Origin of the sequence: Corynebacterium dentalis, from assembly GCF_900232865.1 — a bacterium.
In the GTDB taxonomy this organism is placed as follows: Bacteria; Actinomycetota; Actinomycetes; order Mycobacteriales; family Mycobacteriaceae; genus Corynebacterium; species Corynebacterium dentalis.
Map to the genome: position 1 here is coordinate 1 of NZ_OCTS01000002.1, position 19,133 is coordinate 19,133.

The window sequence follows — 19,133 nt, forward strand, 5'->3', positions numbered from 1 at the left end:
GCTTGGTGGTGGCTGGTTCGGTGGCGCCGGCGGCGCGTTCGGTGGCGGCGCTGGCGGCGCGTGACTCGGTGCTCATAAATGCTTATGTTACCTGCGCACTTAGGGTTTTCTTCAATTTCCGCAAAGGTGCGAAACCCTCGCTTCTACCCCGCCTCCTCCCGGCCGCTGCTCTGCCCTGCCTTCTATTCCGCTCCCGAGCTTGTCCTGCTCCCGCCACTGCTCTGCCCTACCTTCTATTCCGCTCCCGAGCTTGTCCTGCTCCCGCCACTGCTCCCGCAGCCGCCTAATTCTGGCGTAGCCTCATACTTCTGTACCAAAACTGCTCACGGCGGATCACTCCTGCAACCTTCAACTGGGGAAATGTAGAACACATTTTGAGAATTGGTACGAAACTATGGAGGCTCCTGACGTCGAACCGAATCAACACATAAATCGCACCCAACCCGACTTCGAACACACCAACTCACACCCCAACCAAAGATTCTCCAACTCGCAAGGCGAATTCCAAGTCAACATGAGATCTTTAAGTCATGGGAAAGGTTGGGGGACCACTCGTGCTACTAAGGGATACTAATACAGCAGGCAGACAACAGATCCACGCTAAGTACGCTTCGGGGGAACTCGTCCGCGTACGTAGAGGCGTATATCTGCCCACGCAAAAGCACCGACAGTTGACCAGAAGGCAACGAGAAAAACTACACATCGTAGCCACCGCCCTGACACGGCCGAGGTGCATATTGACGGGAAAATCGGCAGCACTCATACACGGCCTGGCCACGCCTTCATACACTTCAAATGGCATCACCGTAGAAATAGGCAATGCGACCAGCACTGGCAGGACGGAAAGAGGGTGCAAGTATCGCAACGTGCCAAATGACCATGAAAGCCGGGCGCAAACCGTCCAGACAGAATTCGGGGAAGTCAGAGCCAGCTCACTGATCGATACCTGCGCCGAGATGGCCCTATGGCATTCCACCCAGGCCGCAGTGACAGCGATCGAATCTGCGTTCCAACGAAGGCCGTTGCACGTTGGTGAATGGGAGAAAATGGTTGAGCTCATCATTGAACGGGTAGCCGGCCGGAAAGGTGCGGCTCAAGCACGACAGGCATTGAAGCTGGTCACGCCGTTTTCTGAGAGCCCACGGGAATCAGAGCTCAAAGTCGCTTTGTGGAGAGCCGGGTTTCCTGTGCCCTACCAACAGGTCAATATCTATGCACGCACAGGCGAACTACTCGGCCGCGTAGACTTCATGTTTGAGTGCGGCCTGGTAGTGGAATACGACGGGCGCGTGAAGTATGACAACAGCCTAGGTACTCCCCTGGACCACGTACTTCTGAACGAGCGAAACAGAGAGAAAGCCCTGCAAAACGCGGGATTCGTGGTTCTACGCGTGGATGCGGATAGTTTTTGGGATCAGACTTATCTAGCGCAGATCCATAACTTGCTCAAGCACATGCAGAACGCAGGTTTCTCAGCACCCAAAGCGCAATGGCGAGCTGCTGGGCGCTCATGGAAGGAGTGAAAATCAACTGGGATTCATACTTCTGTACCAAAACTCAATCGGACAGAGCCATTCCCCATGGTAAATGTCGCGCATGTGACTGGAACCTGCGAGTTTTGGTACGGAAGTATGACGCTTCCTCACCCCCCACTCACTGGCGCTTCCCCAATTGACCGGCATCAGACCCACATGGAGGAGCGCGCCACATCGGCGCCACACCCGCGCCAACCCCTCACACCAACACCCCCCCACCAGCGCACAAAACCTCAGCACTCTGGCACGTTCACCGCGACGTTCGTCGCCAGTCCGCCACCCGCGGTCTCCTTGTACTTGTCGCTCATATCCGCGCCGGTCTGCTTCATCGTCTCGATCACCTCGTCCAGGCTCACGTGGTGTTCACCATCGCCGCGCAGAGCCATCTTCGCCGCATTGATGGCTTTACCTGCGGAGATAGCGTTGCGCTCGATGCACGGGATCTGCACCAGCCCGCCGATCGGGTCGCATGTCAGGCCCAGCGAATGCTCCATCGCGATCTCTGCCGCGTTCGCCACCTGCCGTGGCGTTCCGCCCAGCACTTCTGCCAAACCGGCCGCCGCCATGGATGCCGCGGATCCGACCTCGCCTTGGCATCCCACTTCCGCCCCGGAAATGGATGCGCGCTCTTTGTATAGCGAGCCCACAGCTCCCGCGGCCAGCAGGAATCGCCGCGCGGTATCTCGTTGCGATGCGCGCCCCGCCGGGGTGTAGTGCTGCGCATAGAACAGCACCGCCGGGATGATCCCCGCCGCCCCGTTTGTAGGCGCGGTAACCACTCGCCCACCCGCGGCATTCTCTTCGTTCACGGCCAGCGCAATCAGGTTCACCCAGTCCTCGGAGAATTCCGCGGTTCGCCCGGGGTCCTCGTCCATGAGCTGGTCATACCAGCGCTTGGCGCGTCGCCGCACTTGCAGCATGCCGGGCAGTAGCCCATCGCTCGCTACGCCGCGCTTGGCGCAATCGTCCATGGCTTGTGCAATGGCATCGAGTCCGGCGTCGATTCCTTCATCGTCCCGCAGGGTGCGTTCGCACCGGCGTTGAATTTCTCCGACGCCAACCTCTCCCGCCTCCGCGAGTGCCACCAATTTCGCACCGGATTCAGAGACGCCTTCGCCGGTGATTTCTTCGAGTTGGGGGATGTCGTTTTCGGTGCGGATGAAGCCTCCGCCGATGGAGTAGTACGTCTGTTTGTAGGACGGTTGGCCATCGCCGAGGTTGGCTACGAACGTCACGGCGTTGGTGTGGATGGTTCGGCGGACGGCGGGGCGCAGGATGATGTCTTGGAAACCGCAGGTCACGGGGATGGACTCATCGCCTGCGAGCCGAAGTGCGCGACCGTCGCGGATCTCTTTGACCCGCACGGTGGAATAGTCCGGATCGATTTCGGAGGGGTCAGCGCCGTCGAGGCCTAGCAGGCAGGCTTCGAGGGTGCCGTGTCCAGTGCCGGTGGCGGCCAGGGATCCGTAGAGGATCACGCTGATGCTCAGCCCGTAATCTGTGTGCGGGGTGACTACGTCTGCGAGCTTGCTGTGGTTGGTTTCCACATCTAACTTGGCGCTCGTGCCACCGCGCACCACTGTGCGCAGCTCGCGGGCGAAGCTCAGCCCGGCGCGCATCGGTCCGACGGTGTGCGACGAGGATGGGCCCACACCGATCTGGAACAGGTCAAAGACGCTGACTGTCACTTATTTGCCACCTTCTCCGCTGGATAGAACACGTACCGAGCCACCTGAGTGTGGGGTTAGTCGACCTGGAATTCGGCCATGCGGTCCCAGTGCGTCTTGCCTTCGATCAGCGTGTTGATGATCTCTGGGGTTTCCTTCAGCACAGTGGGGAACAGCTCGGCGGCCTTCTCAAAGTGCTCGGAGTTGACGTGCGCTTCCGCTGCGTCGTCTTCGAATCCTTCTACCAGGATGTATTCGGCTGGGTTGTCCTCGCTGCGGTACCAGTCGAAGAAGAGGTTGCCCTCTTCGGCGCGGGTGGCATCGGTGAATTCCGCCACCACGTCGCGGAAGTTGTCCACGTATTCCGGCAGTGGCTTGAAGCGGACGTTGATGAGAATCATAGGGTTGGCCTCCTGTGCATTGTGAGCATGAGTGTCGCCCATCGTACTCTGCGCACAGGAGGGCTTTGTCCAACTAGTCCAGTGGTTCGATCTCGCTTTCCACGACCCACTTGTGGTTCTTCATGGTCATGCCATCGGCCTGGTAGTCCACCATGTAGACGGTCTCGTCCGTGGAGTAGGCGATGTCTCCCTTGGCGCCCTTCATGCCTGCCATATGGTCGGCGAGGATGGTCACGGGCGTGCCGTCTGCGAGGCGCTGGTCGCCTGCGTTTTCCAGCTCTTCTTGCACGACCCATCGGTGGTCTTCCACGCGGGCGCCGCCATCGGTGGGGTCATAGTTCACCGAGTAGGTGTAGGTGTTAAACGCTCCGACGATGGTGGCTTTCGCCCCGTCCATGCCTTCCATGTGGTCGGCTGTGAGTCGCACGTCGGTGCCCACGGGGAACTTCGGGTCGGTGGCATCGGTGATGCCTTCCGGTGCCGGTCCGCCGTCCATTGGATGTTCCATTTCGTGGCTCGCGTTGTTTTCCATGGTGCTGTGATCATGGGTGGTTTGTTCCGCAGCTTCTTCAGCTTGGGAACATCCGGTTACCAACCCGCCGGTCAGCATGGCGCTCAGAGCGAGGCCGGTCAGCGTTCGCTTGTTCATTGTTCTCCTCGTTGCTCGTGGTTGTGCGGTCTAGCTGCGGGTGGCGCTGTATCCTGCTTCGTCAACAGCGTCGATGACGGCCTGATCGTCCACGGGCTGTTCGCTGGTGACCACGAGACGTCCGGTGTCTGCGCTGACCTCGATTCCGGTGACCCCATCGATGCCAGAGACTTCCTCGCGGACGGCGTTTTCGCAGTGTCCGCAGGACATTCCGGTGACGGTGTATTCAGTGGTAGCCATGGTGAATCCTCCTCGTTGATGATTGCTTCACCAACAAGCCTATACCCCCATAGGGTATACGGCAAGGCTCTCAACAACTACCCTTCGCGCTGCTCCGCTATCTCCAACCACCGCATTTCCAGCTCCTCGTGCTGCTCCTGCGCTTCCCTGACCTTGGCATCCAGCTCCGTTAGCTCATCCGCCGCCGAGGCATCGCTAGCCATACGCTCGGCCACCTCTGCCATCTTTGCCTGCAGCTTCTCCAGTTCCTTGGACACCTTGCCCATCTTCCGTTCCACGGCATTCATCTCTTTTTGCAGCTCGCGGTCCTCTTGCGCGCTCAGCGTGGTTCTCGGTGCGCTGTTGTGGTTTTCCGACGCCACCTCAGCGACCGTCGCACCTCGATCCGTAGCCTGCGCCGCTTCCCCGCCCAGTGCCTTGTTATCGGGCGCCGTGGAACCCTGCTTCTTCCGGCGTTCCAGGTACTGCTCAATTCCACCCGGCAAGTTCGTCAGATTTTTATCCCCAAACAGCGCCCACGTGGAGTCACACACGCGCTCGATCAGATAGCGGTCGTGGGAGATCACCACCATGGTGCCCGGCCACGAGTCCAACAAGGACTCCAGCTCCTGGAGGGTGTCAATATCCAAATCATTCGTGGGCTCATCCAACAGCAGCACGTTCGGCTCAGCCATCAGCACGCGCGTCAGCTGCAGGCGGCGGCGCTCGCCACCAGACAGATCACCCACGGGCGTGCGCTGCCGCTTGGCGCTGAATCCCAGGCGCTCAGCCAGCTGCGAGGCGGACATTTCTTTGTCGCCAATAGTGACGTAACTGGCCACATCCTGGACTGCGTCGAGTAGGCGTCGGGAAGGATCAAGATCATCCAACTCCTGCCGCAACCAACCCAAACGCACCGTCTTGCCCTCCACGCGACGGCCGGAAACCAACGGATATTCACCCGCGATGGTGCGCAACAACGTGGTCTTGCCAGAGCCATTCACGCCCACCAAACCAATGCGCTCACCGGGACCAAGACGCCAGGTCAGATCGTCCACCAAGGTGCGCCCGTCCGGGGTGGCCACCTCAGCATCCACCAAGTCGATGACCTTCTTGCCCTGGCGGCGAATAGAAAACTTCTGCAGCTCCACCGAATCACGCGGCTGTGGCACATCTGAAATCAGCGCCTCAGCAGCCTCAATGCGATAGCGCGGCTTGGACGTGCGCGCAGGAGCTCCGCGGCGCAACCACGCCAGTTCCTTGCGCGCCAAATTCTGCCGACGCTGCTCCGCCGCATCCGCCTGGCGCGCACGCTCCGCGCGGGCAAACGTCCAATCGTTGTAGCCACCCTCGTACACGTCCACCACGCCGTCGTGAACTTCCCACGTGGTGGTGGCAATCGTGTCCAAGAACCAACGATCGTGGGTGACCACCACCAGCGAGGTATTGCGTTGCAGTAGGTGCTCCGCCAGCCACTGCACGCCCTCCACGTCCAGGTGGTTCGTCGGCTCATCCAGAATCAACAGGTCCAGGTCCTGCACCAAGGCACCTGCCAGGCCGGTGCGGCGGCGCTCACCACCCGAAAGCTCGCGGACCTTCGTGTCCAGCCCCAACTCCGCGACGCCCAGCCCATGCAGCACCGCACGAATCCGCGGGTTGGACGCCCACTCGTAGGTCTCCACGCCCAACGGCTTGAGCACAGCATCCCCCACGGTGGTCTCGGCGAGAGTGTCATCGGTGAGCACTTCGCGAAGCACGTCCTGGTTCACCATCGCCATGCGCAGGTCATTGTTGCGCGACACACGACCGGAATCCGGCGTGTCCGCACCGTACAAAATGCGCAACAACGTGGACTTTCCTCCACCGTTGAGGCCCACCACCCCCACACGATCGCTGGAGTTAATACCCAAGCTCACGCCGTCGAGGAGAGTCTTGAGGCCATAGGACTTGGACACGTTCTCCAAGTTGATGAGGTTGGTCACGCAGTGAACCTTTCAGGGTTGTGTGGTTATTTATTCGGTCAAGCCAGATTCGCGGATGACCGCAACGTCCGCCAGCCGCGCATGTCCCGCCGGAGTGGTGGTGGTCATCGTCGCACTGGCCTTGCCAGACACGGACACGGCGGTGGCCACCTCGAGTGCATGCTCCGCATCGCGGCAAAGCATCGCGATGGTGGGGCCCGAACCAGACACGATACTCGCCAACGCGTCTGCTTCCTTGGCCGCGGCCAAGGTTTCTCGCAGCGAGGGAAGCAGGCTGATGGCTGGCGCTTGCAGGTCGTTGACCAGCAACGGAGCTAGTTGTTCAGGATCGCCACTGTGCAGCACGCGGATCAGCTCATCAGTAGAGCCTGCGTGGGAGTGCGAGCGCCCACTCTCCCGCTGCTTGTCTAGCTGCGCAAACACCTTCGGAGTGGACAGCCCGCGCTTGTCCGTGGCGATCGCCCAATGGTACGGGCCGCGAGCCATCACGCTGACCAGCTCATCGCCGCGTCCGGTGCCCAGAGCAGTCCCGCCCAGAAGGCAAAACGGCACATCGGCACCCAGGCTGGCTGCAATCCGATATTCCTCGTCCCGGCTCAGCACCACGTGGTCCCGGGTCTCGTGATGCCGCGAGCAGTAGAACTCCACGGCCGCTACCAGCGCCGCAGCCGCATCCGCCGAGCCTCCGGCCATGCCCCCCGCCACCGGCACACCCTTATCTATGTGGATGGCCACGGGCGGGACCTGAAAGTCCGCGCCCATCTGCTGCGCCACGCGCTGCTGCACCGCGGCCACTGCGCGCACCGCGAGGTTCGTTTCGTCCGTGGGCACCAGATGTGCGTCATGTCCTTCCACGGTCACGGTCGCTCCTTTTTCCGACGCCACCTCCGTCAGATGCACCGTCTCCTGCAAAGCCACAGACTGAAAGACTGTCTCCAGATCGTGATAGCCATCATCCCGCACATCGGAGACTCCCAGATGCAGGTTGATCTTGCCGTGCGCGATCGCCGAGATAGTGATTGCCATCAGTTAGCCTTCCTGTCCTGCGCGTTCTGGGGCGTGGATTCCCTGGTGCATCGCCACCTTAGCCAAGGCAACAAACTGGGTAGTGGAGAGCTTCTCGCCGCGCTCCTTCGGGTCAATCTCGGCCTGCACCAAAGCCGCTTCCGCAGCCACACCAGAGCCGAACCAGCCAGAAAGTGCTGCGCGGAGAGTCTTGCGGCGCTGGAGGAAGGCGGCGTCGGCAAGAGAAAAAACGGTGCGCCGAAGATCCTCCTCGCCGGTGCCTGCGGGCAGGTCCTCCAACGACCACGGGCGGGTCTCCGCGGTCCACCGAACGATCTTGACTAGGCCAGAATCGATCTTCGGAGCCGGCCAGAACACATTCTTGCCAATGGTCGCCGCGCGGGTGACGCGGCCGTAGAATCCGGCCTTGACACTCGGCACGCCGTAGACCTTGGATCCGGAACCGGCTGCGAGTCGATCCGCGACCTCCAGCTGCACCATCACCAGCACTCGATCAATCGTCGGGAACTCGTGCATGACGTGCAGCAAGACTGGCACGGAGACGTTGTACGGCAGGTTCGCCACCAGTGCAGTGGGTAGTGGGCGATCCGCGGATTCGAAATCCTGCCGAGTGATGCGCAGCGCATCCTTGAGGATCACGTGGAAGCGATCCGCGAAGGGCTGCGCGAAATGCTCGATGGTTGCCGGAAGGCGCTGGGCGAGGCGCGGGTCAATCTCTACTGCGGTGACAGAGCCCACCGTGTCCACCAAGGCGAGGGTCAAAGATCCGAGGCCGGGACCGACTTCCACCACGGAATCTTCCGCGCCCACTTCTGCGGCACTGACGATCTTGCGCACCGTGTTGGGATCGTGCACAAAGTTTTGCCCCAGCTTCTTCGTGGGGGAAATGTCCAGCTCCTCGGCTAGTTCCCGCACCTGGATGGGGCCCAAAAGTTGCGCACGGGCGGCGTCCGGGTCAGTCATGTGTCTCCTTTGCGACTTCTCACATGAGAATAGCCCAGCAAAGCGCTGGGCTAAATTTCTCGATGCACGTGACTGACGGCCCCATGGGCCTGCACCTCAAGACTTGTGGGTGGTGGCGTGAAAGTTAGCTCAGGCCCATCTTGGAGGTACATGCAGGCCATGCGCCCCAACCCTGTGCAGCCTGTACCTTTTCTGCCACAGCGATCTGCTGCTCGCGGGTAGCCAGGTCAGCGCGTGGAGCGTACTGGGTGCCGCCGAAGCCTTCCCACGTCTGCTGGGTGAACTGTAGGCCGCCGTAGAAACCGTTGCCGGTGTTGATAGCCCAGTTGCCAGTGGCCTCACACTGAACGAGCTCGTCCCACACGGTTCCGCCAGCAACCGCTGGAGCGCTCGCGGCTGCTGGAGCGCTCGCGGCTGCTGGTGCGGCAGGCTTGGCGCCAACGCTGACCACGCGCTCACGCGCTGGGGTGAGCTCATCGCGCTTGATGACCTCGCGACCAGCCTCTTCACCGTTGACCTCGCGGATGCGCACAGTCACGCGCTCGCGACCTGCCGCACCTGGGTTGACCACGGTTTCTTCGCCCTCAGGAGCGTTGGGATCCTCCACGCGACGAACTGGAGGCTCGATGTCTCGTTCTTCCGTGACTTCCTTGTTGCTCACGCGAAGCACGTCGACGTGCATGTTCTCCGTCAGTGGGGTGTCCGCGGAAGGGGTGACCTTATCGTCTGGACCCAGCGGAGTGCCACGCAGCTTGAAGATATCGCCCACGGTGGCTGCAGGAAGGCTCATGCGGCCTTCCTTTCCGCCATCGTTAATCGTGAAGAACTTATTGGTAGAGATCTTCAGGTCCATGCCCTCCAGAGGGATGGACTGGTTGGAAGCGGTAGACAGCGCATCATTAGAGTCGCCGCGACCAATCTGGTTCAGCAGGTCGCCGACGGTCAGCGCGGTGGTGTCTACTTCGCTGGCTTTGCCGTCGATGATGAGGTTGACCTGACGGGTAGAGCGGACGGTGATGGTCTCGTCATTGTCCACGGACTCGCCGAGGGCTGGGGTAACCAGATCTTGGTCGCCCACGTTTACGCCGGCAGAATCCAGGATTCCCTGCACGTCGGAGGACATGGAGGAGGCCTGCATGATCTCGCCGTTGACGTCGAGCGTGACGTCCTTCTGTGTTGCCACTGCAGCTCCGCCGCCGACCACCAGGGTGGCCAGCATACCGCCCGTTGCCAGGCGCAGCGGGGTGGAGTTGGTGTGGTTAATGCGGTGCAGGTGGGACTTCTTCTTTGGTGACACTCGGTTCTTGCCTCTCACAGCTTCATCACCGTTGTGTGGCGACGAAGAATTTCAGAAATTTCCCGCCTCGCAGAGGCAGGACTCGGGATCCTTCAAACAATCTTTTGTCACAATACGATAACGAAATGGTTACGTGCAAAATCTCGGCAGGATTGTCAGACAAATCACAGAATTCGCCCCCATCTGCACAAACAATCCAGCCACACGAGTTAACAGCCGTAAACATGAGCGCACAGCAGTGAGCTTGCGCCCCGTTTTATAACAAAAGCAACAAGGATTACATCTCCGTAATTTCCCCGAGCCCGTAGATCCTGCGCGCATTTTCCGTCACCTGCGCCGCCAACGTAGCGGCACTCACGTCACGCACATCCGCCAGCATCCGTGCGGTATAGCCCACGAAGCTGGGCTCATTGCGCTGTCCGCGGAACGGTTCCGGGGTCATGTATGGCGCGTCAGTCTCCACCAGAATCTGATCTGCGGGCGCGATCCTCGCTGCCTCCCGCATCTCCACATTGCGCTTGAACGTGGAATTGCCAGCAAAGGAGAGAATATAGCCACGCTCAAACGCTTCCTTCGCCACATCCAACGGCGAGGAGAAGCAGTGCAGGATGACGTTGACCGGCCGCGGCGCATCGTCCAGCACCCGCATCAGGTCCTCGTCTGCTTCGCGATTGTGAATCATCAATGGCTTGCCCGAGCTGACCGCCAGATCGATATGCCAGCGCAGTGCCTCTTCCTGCACATCCAAGCTGGGCGTGGACTCGTCCTTGCTCAGCCAGTACATATCCAACCCGGTCTCTCCGATGGCCACGCAACGTGGGTCGTCAGCCATCTCCGTCAGCCGGGCACGGGCCGCTTCATCGAGCTCGTGCGCGCGCGTCGGGTGGATCGCGCAGGCTGCCCACACTCGCGGGTGGAAGTGTGCAGCCTCGAGAGCACGTGCGGTCTCCTCGAGTCCATCCCCCACTGTGCACACGCCGACCAGGCCAGATCCCGCGGCACGATCCATGAGACGCTCCACCCCGTCGCGATACGTCTCAGGCGAGCCTCCTTGTTCGCTCTTGCCAAATGCGGAGTACAGATGCGTATGCGCATCAAACAGCGGGTAGAGATTTTCCGGAGGGACTGCGACTGGCCGAGACTTCTTAGACATGTCCCCCAACTTAGCGCGCTCAGCGCACTATTCGACAGGTGCTACCGGCGCCCACTCCGGCCCGGTAACACCCAACTCTGGCTCCAGCTTCGGGAACAGCGGCTTCGGCTTGGACAGTGGGGTCCCCGGCCGCAAGTCGCGGCGGGCCCAAGTGGCCTGCTGGTCGTCGTAGTCTCCCATGATCACGGAGTACGAGCGTCCTTGTTCTGGCAAGCCGACGCCAACAGGTGTCCGTGGAGACTCGTCCGTGACTTCCACGATCTTCGGCTGCGCAGCCCACACGCCCTTGCCACCCAAGGTTTCGAAGATCTTCTGCGCGCTAAACGGCAGGTAAGGGGTCAGCAGGGTATTGACGTCCGAGACAATCTGCAGCGCCACGTACAGGACAGTCGCCAGGCGCTCGCGCTGCGTTTCATCCTTCGCCAGCTTCCATGGCTCCATCGCGGCGATGTACTGGTTGGTACGCCCTGCGATACGCATGGCTTCGGTGATGCCCGCCTTGAAGCGGGACTTATCCAGCGCCTGTCCCACCACATCGAAAGCCTGGGCTGCTTCGTCCAGCAGTGCCTGATCCTCGGCGGTGAATTCACCGGGAGTGGGAACTTCCCCAAAGTTCTTATGCGCCATGGAGACGGTGCGGTTAACCAAGTTGCCCCATTCGTTGGCCAGCTCACCGTTGATGCGGCGTACAAACTCGTCCCAGGTGAAGTCCGTATCCGTGGTCTCTGGACCGGCCATGGCGATGAAATAACGCAGGGAGTCTGGGCCGAATTCGCGGAGAAAGTCGCGCACGTAGATCACGACGCCCTTGGAGGAACTGAACTTGGAACCAGACATCGTCAAGAATTCCGAGGAGACAACCTCTGTCGGAAGGTTTAGGGCCGGCTCCCCCAACGGACCGGGCTTTCCACCCTTGGTTCCCTTGCCGTCATAGCCGAGCAGCTCTGCTGGCCAGATCTGGGAATGGAAGGTGATGTTGTCCTTGCCCATGAAGTAGTAGCTCAGAGCCTCGGGATCATTCCACCATTTACGCCATGCTTCTGGTTGGCCGGTACGCCATGCCCATTCGATCGACGCAGAAAGATAGCCCACCACGGCGTCGAACCACACATAGAGCTTCTTGGCGTTATTGTCTTGCCAGCCTTCGATGGGAACGGGGATACCCCAGTCGATATCGCGGGTCATCGCACGGGGACGCACGTCCTTGAGCAGGTTCAAAGAGAACTTCAGGACGTTCGGACGCCAGTCTTTGCGCTCGTGCAGCCACGCCTCCAGTGCACCAGCCAGGGACGGCAGATCCAGCATGATGTGCTCGGTGTCCACAAACTCTGGGGTCTCGCCGTTGATCTTGGAGCGCGGATCGATCAAATCCGCTGGATCCAGCTGGTTGCCGCAGGTATCGCACTGATCTCCGCGGGCATCCGTGGCGCCACAGATGGGACACGTTCCCTCGATGTAGCGGTCCGGCAAGGTGCGACCCGTGGATGGACTGATAGCACCGCGGGTGGTCTCCTTGACCATGTATCCATTGTCATTCAGGCCGGTGAACAGTTCCTGCACCACGGCGTAGTGATTGCGCGTGGTGGTGCGAGTGAACAGGTCATAGGACAGACCCAGTCCTGCGAGATCCTCAACGATGATGCGGTTGTAGCGATCCGCAAGTTCCTGAACGCTCACGCCTTCCTTCTCCGCCTGTACCAGCAGAGGGGTTCCGTGCTCATCGGTGCCGGAGACCATCAACACCTCGTTGCCCACCATGCGTTGGTAGCGGGCGAAAACATCCGAGGGGACACCGAAGCCTGCAACGTGACCGATATGGCGAGGGCCATTGGCATATGGCCAAGCAACGGAGGTGAGAACGCGTTTCGTCATGGCTCCTAGCGTATTAGATGGCGCGACAGATGGTGAATGCGGGCTGGGTGCACGCCGCGAAAGTCGCGCCGTTCCCCCATTTCCATATCTTGCCTTCCAAAAGAAAAAATTTTCTCCAATATCTAAGATTACACCCGAGGGCAAGGATGAAATTGCACGTAGCAAACGTTTCTGCCTGCAGTTCTTGCACTTAGTAAGTAGCCACTTTTTTATTTCTGAACAAAACTAATAGTGTGAGGTTTTCAACGTTCTGCATCATTTCTTTACCCCTGTTTAATCCACTAGTGTAAAGTTTCGGTTTGTTTGTTACACCCAGTCCGGCGCAAGTTGATCTCCTTCCGCTGGGCTCCACCTGCTTTTCCTGAAGGAAATTTGTGCATCTCTCACGTTCGACCAACCTAGGTCTGCAGATCATTGCAGAGCTTTCTCGCCAGCAAGCACAGGCGGGTGAGACAACCCGGCTGACCGCCGCAGGCATCTCAGAAGCTCTCGGTGCCTCCCCCACTCACGTCGCCAAACTCACCTCGCGACTCGTGGAAATCGGCATCATTAAATCCTCCCGAGGTCGCGCCGGAGGCATTCACATCATCAAGGGCGGCTTGCGCTTCCGTCTCGGGGAATTGATCCGCAAGCTCGAAGGCCCAGTGGAACAGGTTGACCGATACATTCAGCCTCTCGTCGCCGAATCGAACGGCTCCAGTTCCGAGGCGCAGAGGCCCTTCGAACTCGTTCTGCAAGAAGCCGAAGATCGCTTCTACGCCGAGCTGGATAAGTTCACGGTGGCAGACGTTCTCGATCTCGATATTTCCGGCCAGCACTTCCTCATGAAGGACTAACGGCAAGATCTCGGTCTCCCCAGACAAAAAGGAGGCGCTCCGCACTTAGTGCGGAGCGCCTCCTTTTGCATTGCGCCAGGAAACCCGGGCGCTCGCTAGTTTAAGAACCTAGGACTTGTCCTTGACCACGCTAGGCGTGGTGGATTCGTAGGCTTCAAACAACTCTTCATCGGAGTAGGAACCAGCATCATCAGCAGCGGCAACAGCAGTATCAGCTGCCTGCCGTGCCTCGTGCACAGCAGCCTGTGCTTGCTCCACGATGTCCTGAATGTCTTCCACCTTGATGACGTTGACCACGCCCTCATCTGTTTCCACATCGTGGATCGGCAACACGGAGCCTTCCTCTTCGGTGGTACCCACTGCAGCAGCGGGTGACTCATCGAATTCTTGGCGGTGCCAGGTCTCCTTTTTCTTCTGACCGATCCGGCGCATCTGGGACTGACGCAGCGTGTACTTGCGGTACTCCTTTTCTGCAAGGTGCGCAGGATCGTTCGCGAGACCGCGGGCGATGGCGAAGGTCAGACCGATGATGATCAGCACGAACGGGCTGGCCGCGATGATCGTCAGGTTCTGCAGGTTGGTCAACGCGTCTTCTCCACCGGTGGTCAGCATGACCACGGCGATCAAAGCCGTCAACAGGCCCCACACGACGGTGACCGAACGAGAAGCTGTTTCCTTACCGTTTTGCGACATCGAGCCCATCACGGTGGATGCCGAGTCCGCGGAGGTAATGAAGAACGTCGCCAGCAGCAGCATGGCGATGAGGCTCACGACCACGCCACCTGGGAACTCGTGCAGCAGCGTGAACAGCTGGGAGGTAGCGTCGCCGTCTCCCCAAATTGAACGACCTTCCTTCTCGAAGGTGATCGCCGTGCCACCGAAGATGGAGAACCATACGACGGAAACGATCGTTGGCACCAAGAGCACCACGATGACGAATTCGCGAATCGTGCGACCGCGGGAAATGCGGGCGATGAACATGCCCACGAATGGGGACCACGAGGTCCACCATGCCCAGTAGAAGATCGTCCACGCGTTCAGCCAAGACTCAGTTTCTTCACCAGCATTGGCAGAGCGGGATGCCATGTCAAAGAACTCAGATAGGTAGCTTCCCAGAGCGTTCGGGAAGTAGTTCAGGATGATCACCGTAGGGCCCACGATGAACACGAATAGCGCGAGGATCAGTGCCAGCACCATGTTGAAGTTGGACAGGTACTGAATTCCCTTGCCCACGCCAGAAGCAGCGGACACCAAGAAACACAGACCCAGCACGGCAACGATGGCGACGATAACCATCTGGCTTGGGTTGGTCACCAGATCATTAACTTCCAGACCAGAGCGAATCTGCAGCGCACCAAGACCCAGAGATGCCGCAGTACCGAACACCGTGGCGAAGATCGCCAAAATATCGATGACCGAACCAATAGGCCCCTCGGCGCGCTTCTTGCCGATCAGCGGGATGAAGGCAGCGCTCAGCAACTGCTTGTTACCCAGGCGGTAGGAAGAGTAGGCAATGGCAAGCGCCACGACGGAGTAGATCGCCCATGGGTGCAGGCCCCAGTGGAAGATTGTGGAGGCGAAAGCAGGTCCGGCCTGTTCCGCTTCATGTCCTGGCACGCCGTTGCGGAAGAACGTCAGTGGCTCGGTGGTTCCGTAGAACATCAGGCCAATGCCCATGCCAGCAGCAAACAGCATGGAAATCCAGCTCACCGTGCTGAATTCCGGACGTTCGTTTTCCTTGCCCAAACGGATGTGGCCGAACTTGCTCATAGCCACGAAGAGGACGAATCCCACGAAAGCAGTTCCGGCCAGCATGAACAGCCAACCGAAGTCTTCCACCAGGTAGTTCAAGACGTTTCCTGATACTTCCGCGAAGGAATCCTTGCCGATGAGGCCCCACAGAACTACCGCAGCCACCAACACTACGGCCGTGATTGTCACGACCCAGTTGATGGACATATTGTCCTGGTCTGCCTCGCTCTCTACATGTCTCGTATTCTCATGAACGTCAGTCATTCCTTCTACACTGCTGTGTTTCGGCTCACTAATCAACTTCTTAGAAGCCAGATTTCGGTCTATGAGCTGCAGTTTTCCAATTATTACCCCGGTAAACTGCAGGTCAGGCGCAAGACCATGCCCGTTCATCAAGAATCGATAAACTTATACTGACAGACTGCGAAACGGCCAGAAACTAGCCGTTCCGTTGCGCCAACACCGCCTCATAAAGCTCGCGCTTGCTCGCGCCCGTCTGTTGCGCCACTTCTCCGCACGCGTCCTTGAGCCGTTGCCCATCAGCCACCTTGGCCTCCACCTGGTCCACCAACTGCTCCGGGTCCACCACAATGGCCTCGTTACACCCCTCGATGACCACGCTGATCTCGCCCTTGACACCCTCGGCCGCCCATTCCGCGAGCTCGCCCAGGGTTCCCCGCTTGACCTCTTCAAAGCGCTTCGTCAACTCCCGGCACACAGCGGCAGGCCTATCCCCACCCATCACTTCAGCAGCGATGCCCAGCGTGTCCGCTAATCGGTGTGGCGATTCGAAGAAACAGGTGGCATGGGCGGCGCCAAGAAAGGAAGAAAAGAACGTACGGCGCGCACCGTCCTTGCGGGGCGCAAACCCCACGAACGCGAACTTGCCCACTCCCAATCCGGACAAAGCAAGGCTGGTCGGCACGGCGGACGGGCCTGGCAAGCAGGTGACGGGCACGCCAGCGTCGTAGGCAGCCTGCACCACCGGGAAGCCAGGGTCGGACACAGACGGCATGCCGGCATCCGTGACCACCAGCACGCGCTTGCCCTCGCGGGCGAAGTTCACCAACTGGCTGGCCCGGTCATTCTCGTTATGATCAAAGTTGCTGAGCACCAGCGCCTGGATCTGAATTCCCAGGGCATCAGCCAGAGCTCGTGTCCGCCGCGTATCCTCCGCGGCGATGACATCCGCACTGCCCAACGCATCGATCAAGCGAACCGACGCATCCAGAGGATTGCCCAGCGGTGTGGCCGCCAAAATGATTCCACCCTGTGGCAGCGGGCGGCGAGCAGCAGCAGTGGCCAACAAACTTTCCATGTTCTCCACGGTACTTCACGGTGTCCGCCGGGTTCACTAGACTAAGACCTCGTGCCTCTTGCCACCCTCGCTCCCCCGCCCTCGTCCGCGCGTGCTGCTCGCACGCCAGCCCGCGGACTGTCGCGGTTTCTGCAGTGGAGCCGGTGGCAAGCAATCTTAGGCAGCCTGGCGGTGCTGGCGATGGCGCTGCGTCTGCCGATGCTGAGCCGGCCAACGGATGCCGGAACCCCCATTTTCGACGAAAAACACTACGTCCCCCAGGCGTGGCAGATCCTGCGTGGGTTTGACGGGCTGTTTGTCGGCGGGATTGAGGACAACCCCGGCTTTGGCCTGGTGGTGCATCCCCCGCTTGCCAAGCAACTGCAGTCAATTGGCATGTGGGTGTTTGGCTACACGCCGGTGGGATGGCGCATCGTCACGGCGTTGCTGTCCGTGGTGGTCATCCTTCTGATCGCGGCCATCGCCAAGCGCATTTCTGGCTCCGAGTGGGTTGGCTTGCTGGCGGGCATTCTGGCGCTTTCGGACGGTATCCTGTTCGTCACCGGCCGCTCCGGCATGCTGGATCACACGCAGACGCTGTTTTTGGTGGCAGCGGCGTACTTCGCGGTGCGAGACCACCAGCAGATGGACACCGTGTTTTCTCGGGTGCTGGCGCAAGGCCGCATGTCAGACTTTCCCGTTGGTCCGCGTGCAGGTTTCCGCTGGTGGCGGTTTGCCGCCGGGGTGGCGCTGGGGCTGAGCCTGTCCGTGAAATGGTCCGGGCTCTACTACATGGCCTTCGCCGGGGTGGCCTTTGTGGTGGCGGATTATTTCCGACGCAAGCGCTACAGCGTGCGCAAACCTCTTCTCGGAATGCTGGGCTTGGATGCTGTCTCCGCGTTTGCCTCGCTGGTCATCGTTCCGGTCATCATCTATCTGCTGAGTTTCCGTGCGTGGTTCGCGGGCGATTCCTCTGTCTACCGGCACGCCGTAGAAGCGGGCAAGGCTGATGGCTTCAGCGCAGACGGCCTAGTGGGGTTGCTTCCCCAGGCGCTACAGAACTTTCTGTACTACCAGCAGTCCGTGCTGCAGTTTCACACGGAGCTGACCAACTCTGCGGGGCACGTGCACCCGTGGGAATCCAAGCCGTGGTCCTGGCTGGTCAGCTCGCGCAGCCTGATGTACTACAACCCGGATGTGGATTCCGAAGGCATGCGCCACATCGTGTTGTTGGTCGGCACTCCCGCCATTTGGTGGCCATGCGTGCCGGTGTTGTTGTGGGGTCTGTGGTGCTGGTTCATTCACCGCGACGGCCGTTGGACCATTCCGTTGGTGGGCTTTGCCGCAGGATTCCTACCGTGGCTTCCAGTCATGGACCGGCAGATGTACCTGTTCTACGCAGTGAACTTGGCGCCGTTCTTGATCATCGCCTTGGCCTTAGCGCTCGGACAGATCAGCACGTGGCAGATTACTCAACCCGGCCAGGTCCCTTCGCAGTACAAGGCCGTCAATTGGTGGAAGAACGACACGGGCCGGATCGTGGTGGTGGCCTACACGGCGTTCTGCGTGTGGAACTTCCTATTCTTCCTGCCCATGTTCACGGGCATGCCGCTAACTGCGTTGGAATGGTACTCGCGGATATGGCTGCCTAGCTGGGCATAACCGGTCTGAAAGCTGGTTAATCGCCGGCGCGGAAAGTGGAGTTCGTCTCCACATCCAACCGAGAAAAGCTCACTGGCTGGGCCGTCAGCCACCGCCAGTACTGTCGCAGCGGCGTTACCGTGTGCACTCGCGCGAGCCAGCACGTGATCAGAGCAATAACGGCCACCAAGTGCAGAGCCAAGGTGCCCAGCACGCTCGGGACATCCACGGAAGTCTCTACCAGCCCCATCACGATGTCCCGGGTGGCAATGCCCGCGCCGAATGCCCACATCGCTAGGTAGATCGGCAGCAAAGCCCCCGCCACCCGTGGCTTCCACGCGGCCCACGCCAAGCCAATCCCCAGCGCAAAACGAGTGGTCGCGGCATCCATCACCAATCGGGCTATCGCCGCATCCTGGGTATCGGAGGTGTCCACAGTGGGCAATGAGCCGGTCCCCGTGGGAAGGCTGGCTCCTAGCGTCGAGCCAAACAACAACACGCCCGCCCACACCAAAAACGCCACGGCCAGCCCGGCCAACACCACACGAGACAGCGTCAGCGGCAGTGAACGCGCGCGCATAGTGTTTGCCACCTGCGGGAAATCGACTGTCGCATCGAGGACGCGCGCGGCAGCTTCATCCGCGTCGCGGGAGGGCTGTGGCTCGGGGTCCAAATTGAATTTCAGCTGGCGGCCCAGCGAAGAGACCGTGGAAAACCAGCGCTGACACTCCTCGCAGCCCGCTAGGTGCGCGTCCACCACATCATCGGGAAGAGTGGGAGTTTCGCCATCCAGCCGCGCGGACAACGCGGTACGCACGTCATCACAATTCATGACTGGTCACT

Annotated in this window: 17 protein-coding genes; 4 read left to right on the forward strand and 13 right to left on the reverse strand. The window is 60.1% G+C overall.

All coding sequences use genetic code 11. From position 1 onward, the window contains the following. The first annotated feature begins 866 nt into the window (after positions 1-866). Entirely contained in the window at positions 867-1,523 is a 657-nt protein-coding gene (locus CS919_RS01595; protein ID WP_099297629.1) for a putative endonuclease domain-containing protein, read from the forward strand. A 245-nt stretch (positions 1,524-1,768) separates the two neighbouring features. Here CS919_RS01595 and CS919_RS01600 read toward each other — a convergent pair whose 3' ends face one another. The 10 genes from CS919_RS01600 to metG form a co-directional block, all read right to left on the reverse strand. Further along, positions 1,769-3,223, reverse strand: a complete 1,455-nt coding sequence (locus tag CS919_RS01600) for an L-serine ammonia-lyase (RefSeq protein ID WP_099297631.1) — start codon at positions 3,221-3,223, stop codon at positions 1,769-1,771. A gap of 56 nt (positions 3,224-3,279) precedes the next feature. Next, complete coding sequence (locus tag CS919_RS01605; protein ID WP_099297633.1) at positions 3,280-3,603, reverse strand: putative quinol monooxygenase; 324 nt, start codon at positions 3,601-3,603, stop codon at positions 3,280-3,282. 73 nt (positions 3,604-3,676) lie between these two features. After that, a complete protein-coding gene (locus CS919_RS01610) occupies positions 3,677-4,252 on the reverse strand; it encodes a YdhK family protein (RefSeq protein ID WP_099297635.1) in 576 nt (191 codons plus the stop codon). Positions 4,253-4,282: 30 nt separating this feature from the next. Beyond that, positions 4,283-4,492, reverse strand: coding sequence for a heavy-metal-associated domain-containing protein (locus CS919_RS01615; protein ID WP_099297637.1), 210 nt, complete (start codon positions 4,490-4,492; stop codon positions 4,283-4,285). 77 nt (positions 4,493-4,569) lie between these two features. After that, positions 4,570-6,453 carry an ABC-F family ATP-binding cassette domain-containing protein gene (locus CS919_RS01620; RefSeq protein ID WP_099297639.1) on the reverse strand — a complete coding sequence of 628 codons (1,884 nt, stop codon included), beginning with the start codon at positions 6,451-6,453 and terminating at the stop codon, positions 4,570-4,572. Positions 6,454-6,483: 30 nt separating this feature from the next. Continuing rightward, positions 6,484-7,479, reverse strand: coding sequence for a 4-(cytidine 5'-diphospho)-2-C-methyl-D-erythritol kinase (locus CS919_RS01625; RefSeq protein WP_099297641.1), 996 nt, complete (start codon positions 7,477-7,479; stop codon positions 6,484-6,486). A 3-nt stretch (positions 7,480-7,482) separates the two neighbouring features. Continuing rightward, positions 7,483-8,442, reverse strand: a complete 960-nt coding sequence (gene rsmA / locus CS919_RS01630; protein ID WP_099297643.1) for a 16S rRNA (adenine(1518)-N(6)/adenine(1519)-N(6))-dimethyltransferase RsmA — start codon at positions 8,440-8,442, stop codon at positions 7,483-7,485. A 124-nt stretch (positions 8,443-8,566) separates the two neighbouring features. After that, entirely contained in the window at positions 8,567-9,739 is a 1,173-nt protein-coding gene (locus tag CS919_RS01635) for a resuscitation-promoting factor (protein WP_099297645.1), read from the reverse strand. Positions 9,740-10,016: 277 nt separating this feature from the next. Further along, positions 10,017-10,892 carry a TatD family hydrolase gene (locus tag CS919_RS01640; protein WP_099297647.1) on the reverse strand — a complete coding sequence of 292 codons (876 nt, stop codon included), beginning with the start codon at positions 10,890-10,892 and terminating at the stop codon, positions 10,017-10,019. A gap of 27 nt (positions 10,893-10,919) precedes the next feature. Beyond that, positions 10,920-12,764 (reverse strand): methionine--tRNA ligase, encoded by a 1,845-nt coding sequence (gene metG / locus CS919_RS01645; protein WP_099297649.1) that lies wholly within the window; start codon positions 12,762-12,764, stop codon positions 10,920-10,922. Between metG and CS919_RS10695 the strand changes: the two genes are divergently transcribed. Together CS919_RS10695 and CS919_RS01650 are read left to right on the forward strand one after the other, a co-directional pair. Continuing rightward, a complete protein-coding gene (locus CS919_RS10695; RefSeq protein ID WP_159460942.1) occupies positions 12,763-12,993 on the forward strand; it encodes a hypothetical protein in 231 nt (76 codons plus the stop codon). The genes metG and CS919_RS10695 overlap by 2 nt on opposite strands. A gap of 145 nt (positions 12,994-13,138) precedes the next feature. Further along, positions 13,139-13,600 (forward strand): RrF2 family transcriptional regulator, encoded by a 462-nt coding sequence (locus CS919_RS01650; protein ID WP_099297651.1) that lies wholly within the window; start codon positions 13,139-13,141, stop codon positions 13,598-13,600. A gap of 108 nt (positions 13,601-13,708) precedes the next feature. Here CS919_RS01650 and CS919_RS01655 read toward each other — a convergent pair whose 3' ends face one another. Both CS919_RS01655 and rsmI read right to left on the reverse strand, forming a co-directional pair. Then, complete coding sequence (locus CS919_RS01655; RefSeq protein WP_099297653.1) at positions 13,709-15,616, reverse strand: BCCT family transporter; 1,908 nt, start codon at positions 15,614-15,616, stop codon at positions 13,709-13,711. Positions 15,617-15,791: 175 nt separating this feature from the next. Beyond that, positions 15,792-16,670: a 16S rRNA (cytidine(1402)-2'-O)-methyltransferase gene (rsmI, locus tag CS919_RS01660; RefSeq protein ID WP_099297655.1), complete on the reverse strand. Its 879-nt coding sequence runs from the start codon at positions 16,668-16,670 to the stop codon at positions 15,792-15,794. Between the two features lie 51 nt (positions 16,671-16,721). On the opposite strand from rsmI, the gene CS919_RS01665 reads away from it, so the two are divergent. Then, complete coding sequence (locus CS919_RS01665) at positions 16,722-18,311, forward strand: dolichyl-phosphate-mannose--protein mannosyltransferase (protein ID WP_370737738.1); 1,590 nt, start codon at positions 16,722-16,724, stop codon at positions 18,309-18,311. Between the two features lie 16 nt (positions 18,312-18,327). On the opposite strand, the gene CS919_RS01670 is transcribed toward CS919_RS01665, so the two are convergent. Then, a complete protein-coding gene (locus tag CS919_RS01670; RefSeq protein WP_099297657.1) occupies positions 18,328-19,122 on the reverse strand; it encodes a zf-HC2 domain-containing protein in 795 nt (264 codons plus the stop codon). Between the last annotated feature and the right edge of the window lie 11 nt (positions 19,123-19,133).

Excerpts from the sequence above, each read along its gene's own strand:
- CS919_RS01670 (WP_099297657.1), bottom strand. The coding sequence starts at position 19,122 with ATGAATTGTGATGACGTGCGTACCGCGTTGTCCGCGCGGCTGGATGGC.
- rsmA (WP_099297643.1), bottom strand. The coding sequence starts at position 8,442 with ATGACTGACCCGGACGCCGCCCGTGCGCAACTTTTGGGCCCCATCCAG.
- CS919_RS01615 (WP_099297637.1), bottom strand. The coding sequence starts at position 4,492 with ATGGCTACCACTGAATACACCGTCACCGGAATGTCCTGCGGACACTGC.
- rsmI (WP_099297655.1), bottom strand. The coding sequence starts at position 16,670 with ATGGAAAGTTTGTTGGCCACTGCTGCTGCTCGCCGCCCGCTGCCACAG.
- CS919_RS10695 (WP_159460942.1), top strand. The coding sequence starts at position 12,763 with ATGGCTCCTAGCGTATTAGATGGCGCGACAGATGGTGAATGCGGGCTG.
- CS919_RS01610 (WP_099297635.1), bottom strand. The coding sequence starts at position 4,252 with ATGAACAAGCGAACGCTGACCGGCCTCGCTCTGAGCGCCATGCTGACC.
- CS919_RS01605 (WP_099297633.1), bottom strand. The coding sequence starts at position 3,603 with ATGATTCTCATCAACGTCCGCTTCAAGCCACTGCCGGAATACGTGGAC.
- metG (WP_099297649.1), bottom strand. The coding sequence starts at position 12,764 with ATGACGAAACGCGTTCTCACCTCCGTTGCTTGGCCATATGCCAATGGC.
- CS919_RS01625 (WP_099297641.1), bottom strand. The coding sequence starts at position 7,479 with ATGGCAATCACTATCTCGGCGATCGCGCACGGCAAGATCAACCTGCAT.
- CS919_RS01640 (WP_099297647.1), bottom strand. The coding sequence starts at position 10,892 with ATGTCTAAGAAGTCTCGGCCAGTCGCAGTCCCTCCGGAAAATCTCTAC.
- CS919_RS01655 (WP_099297653.1), bottom strand. The coding sequence starts at position 15,616 with ATGACTGACGTTCATGAGAATACGAGACATGTAGAGAGCGAGGCAGAC.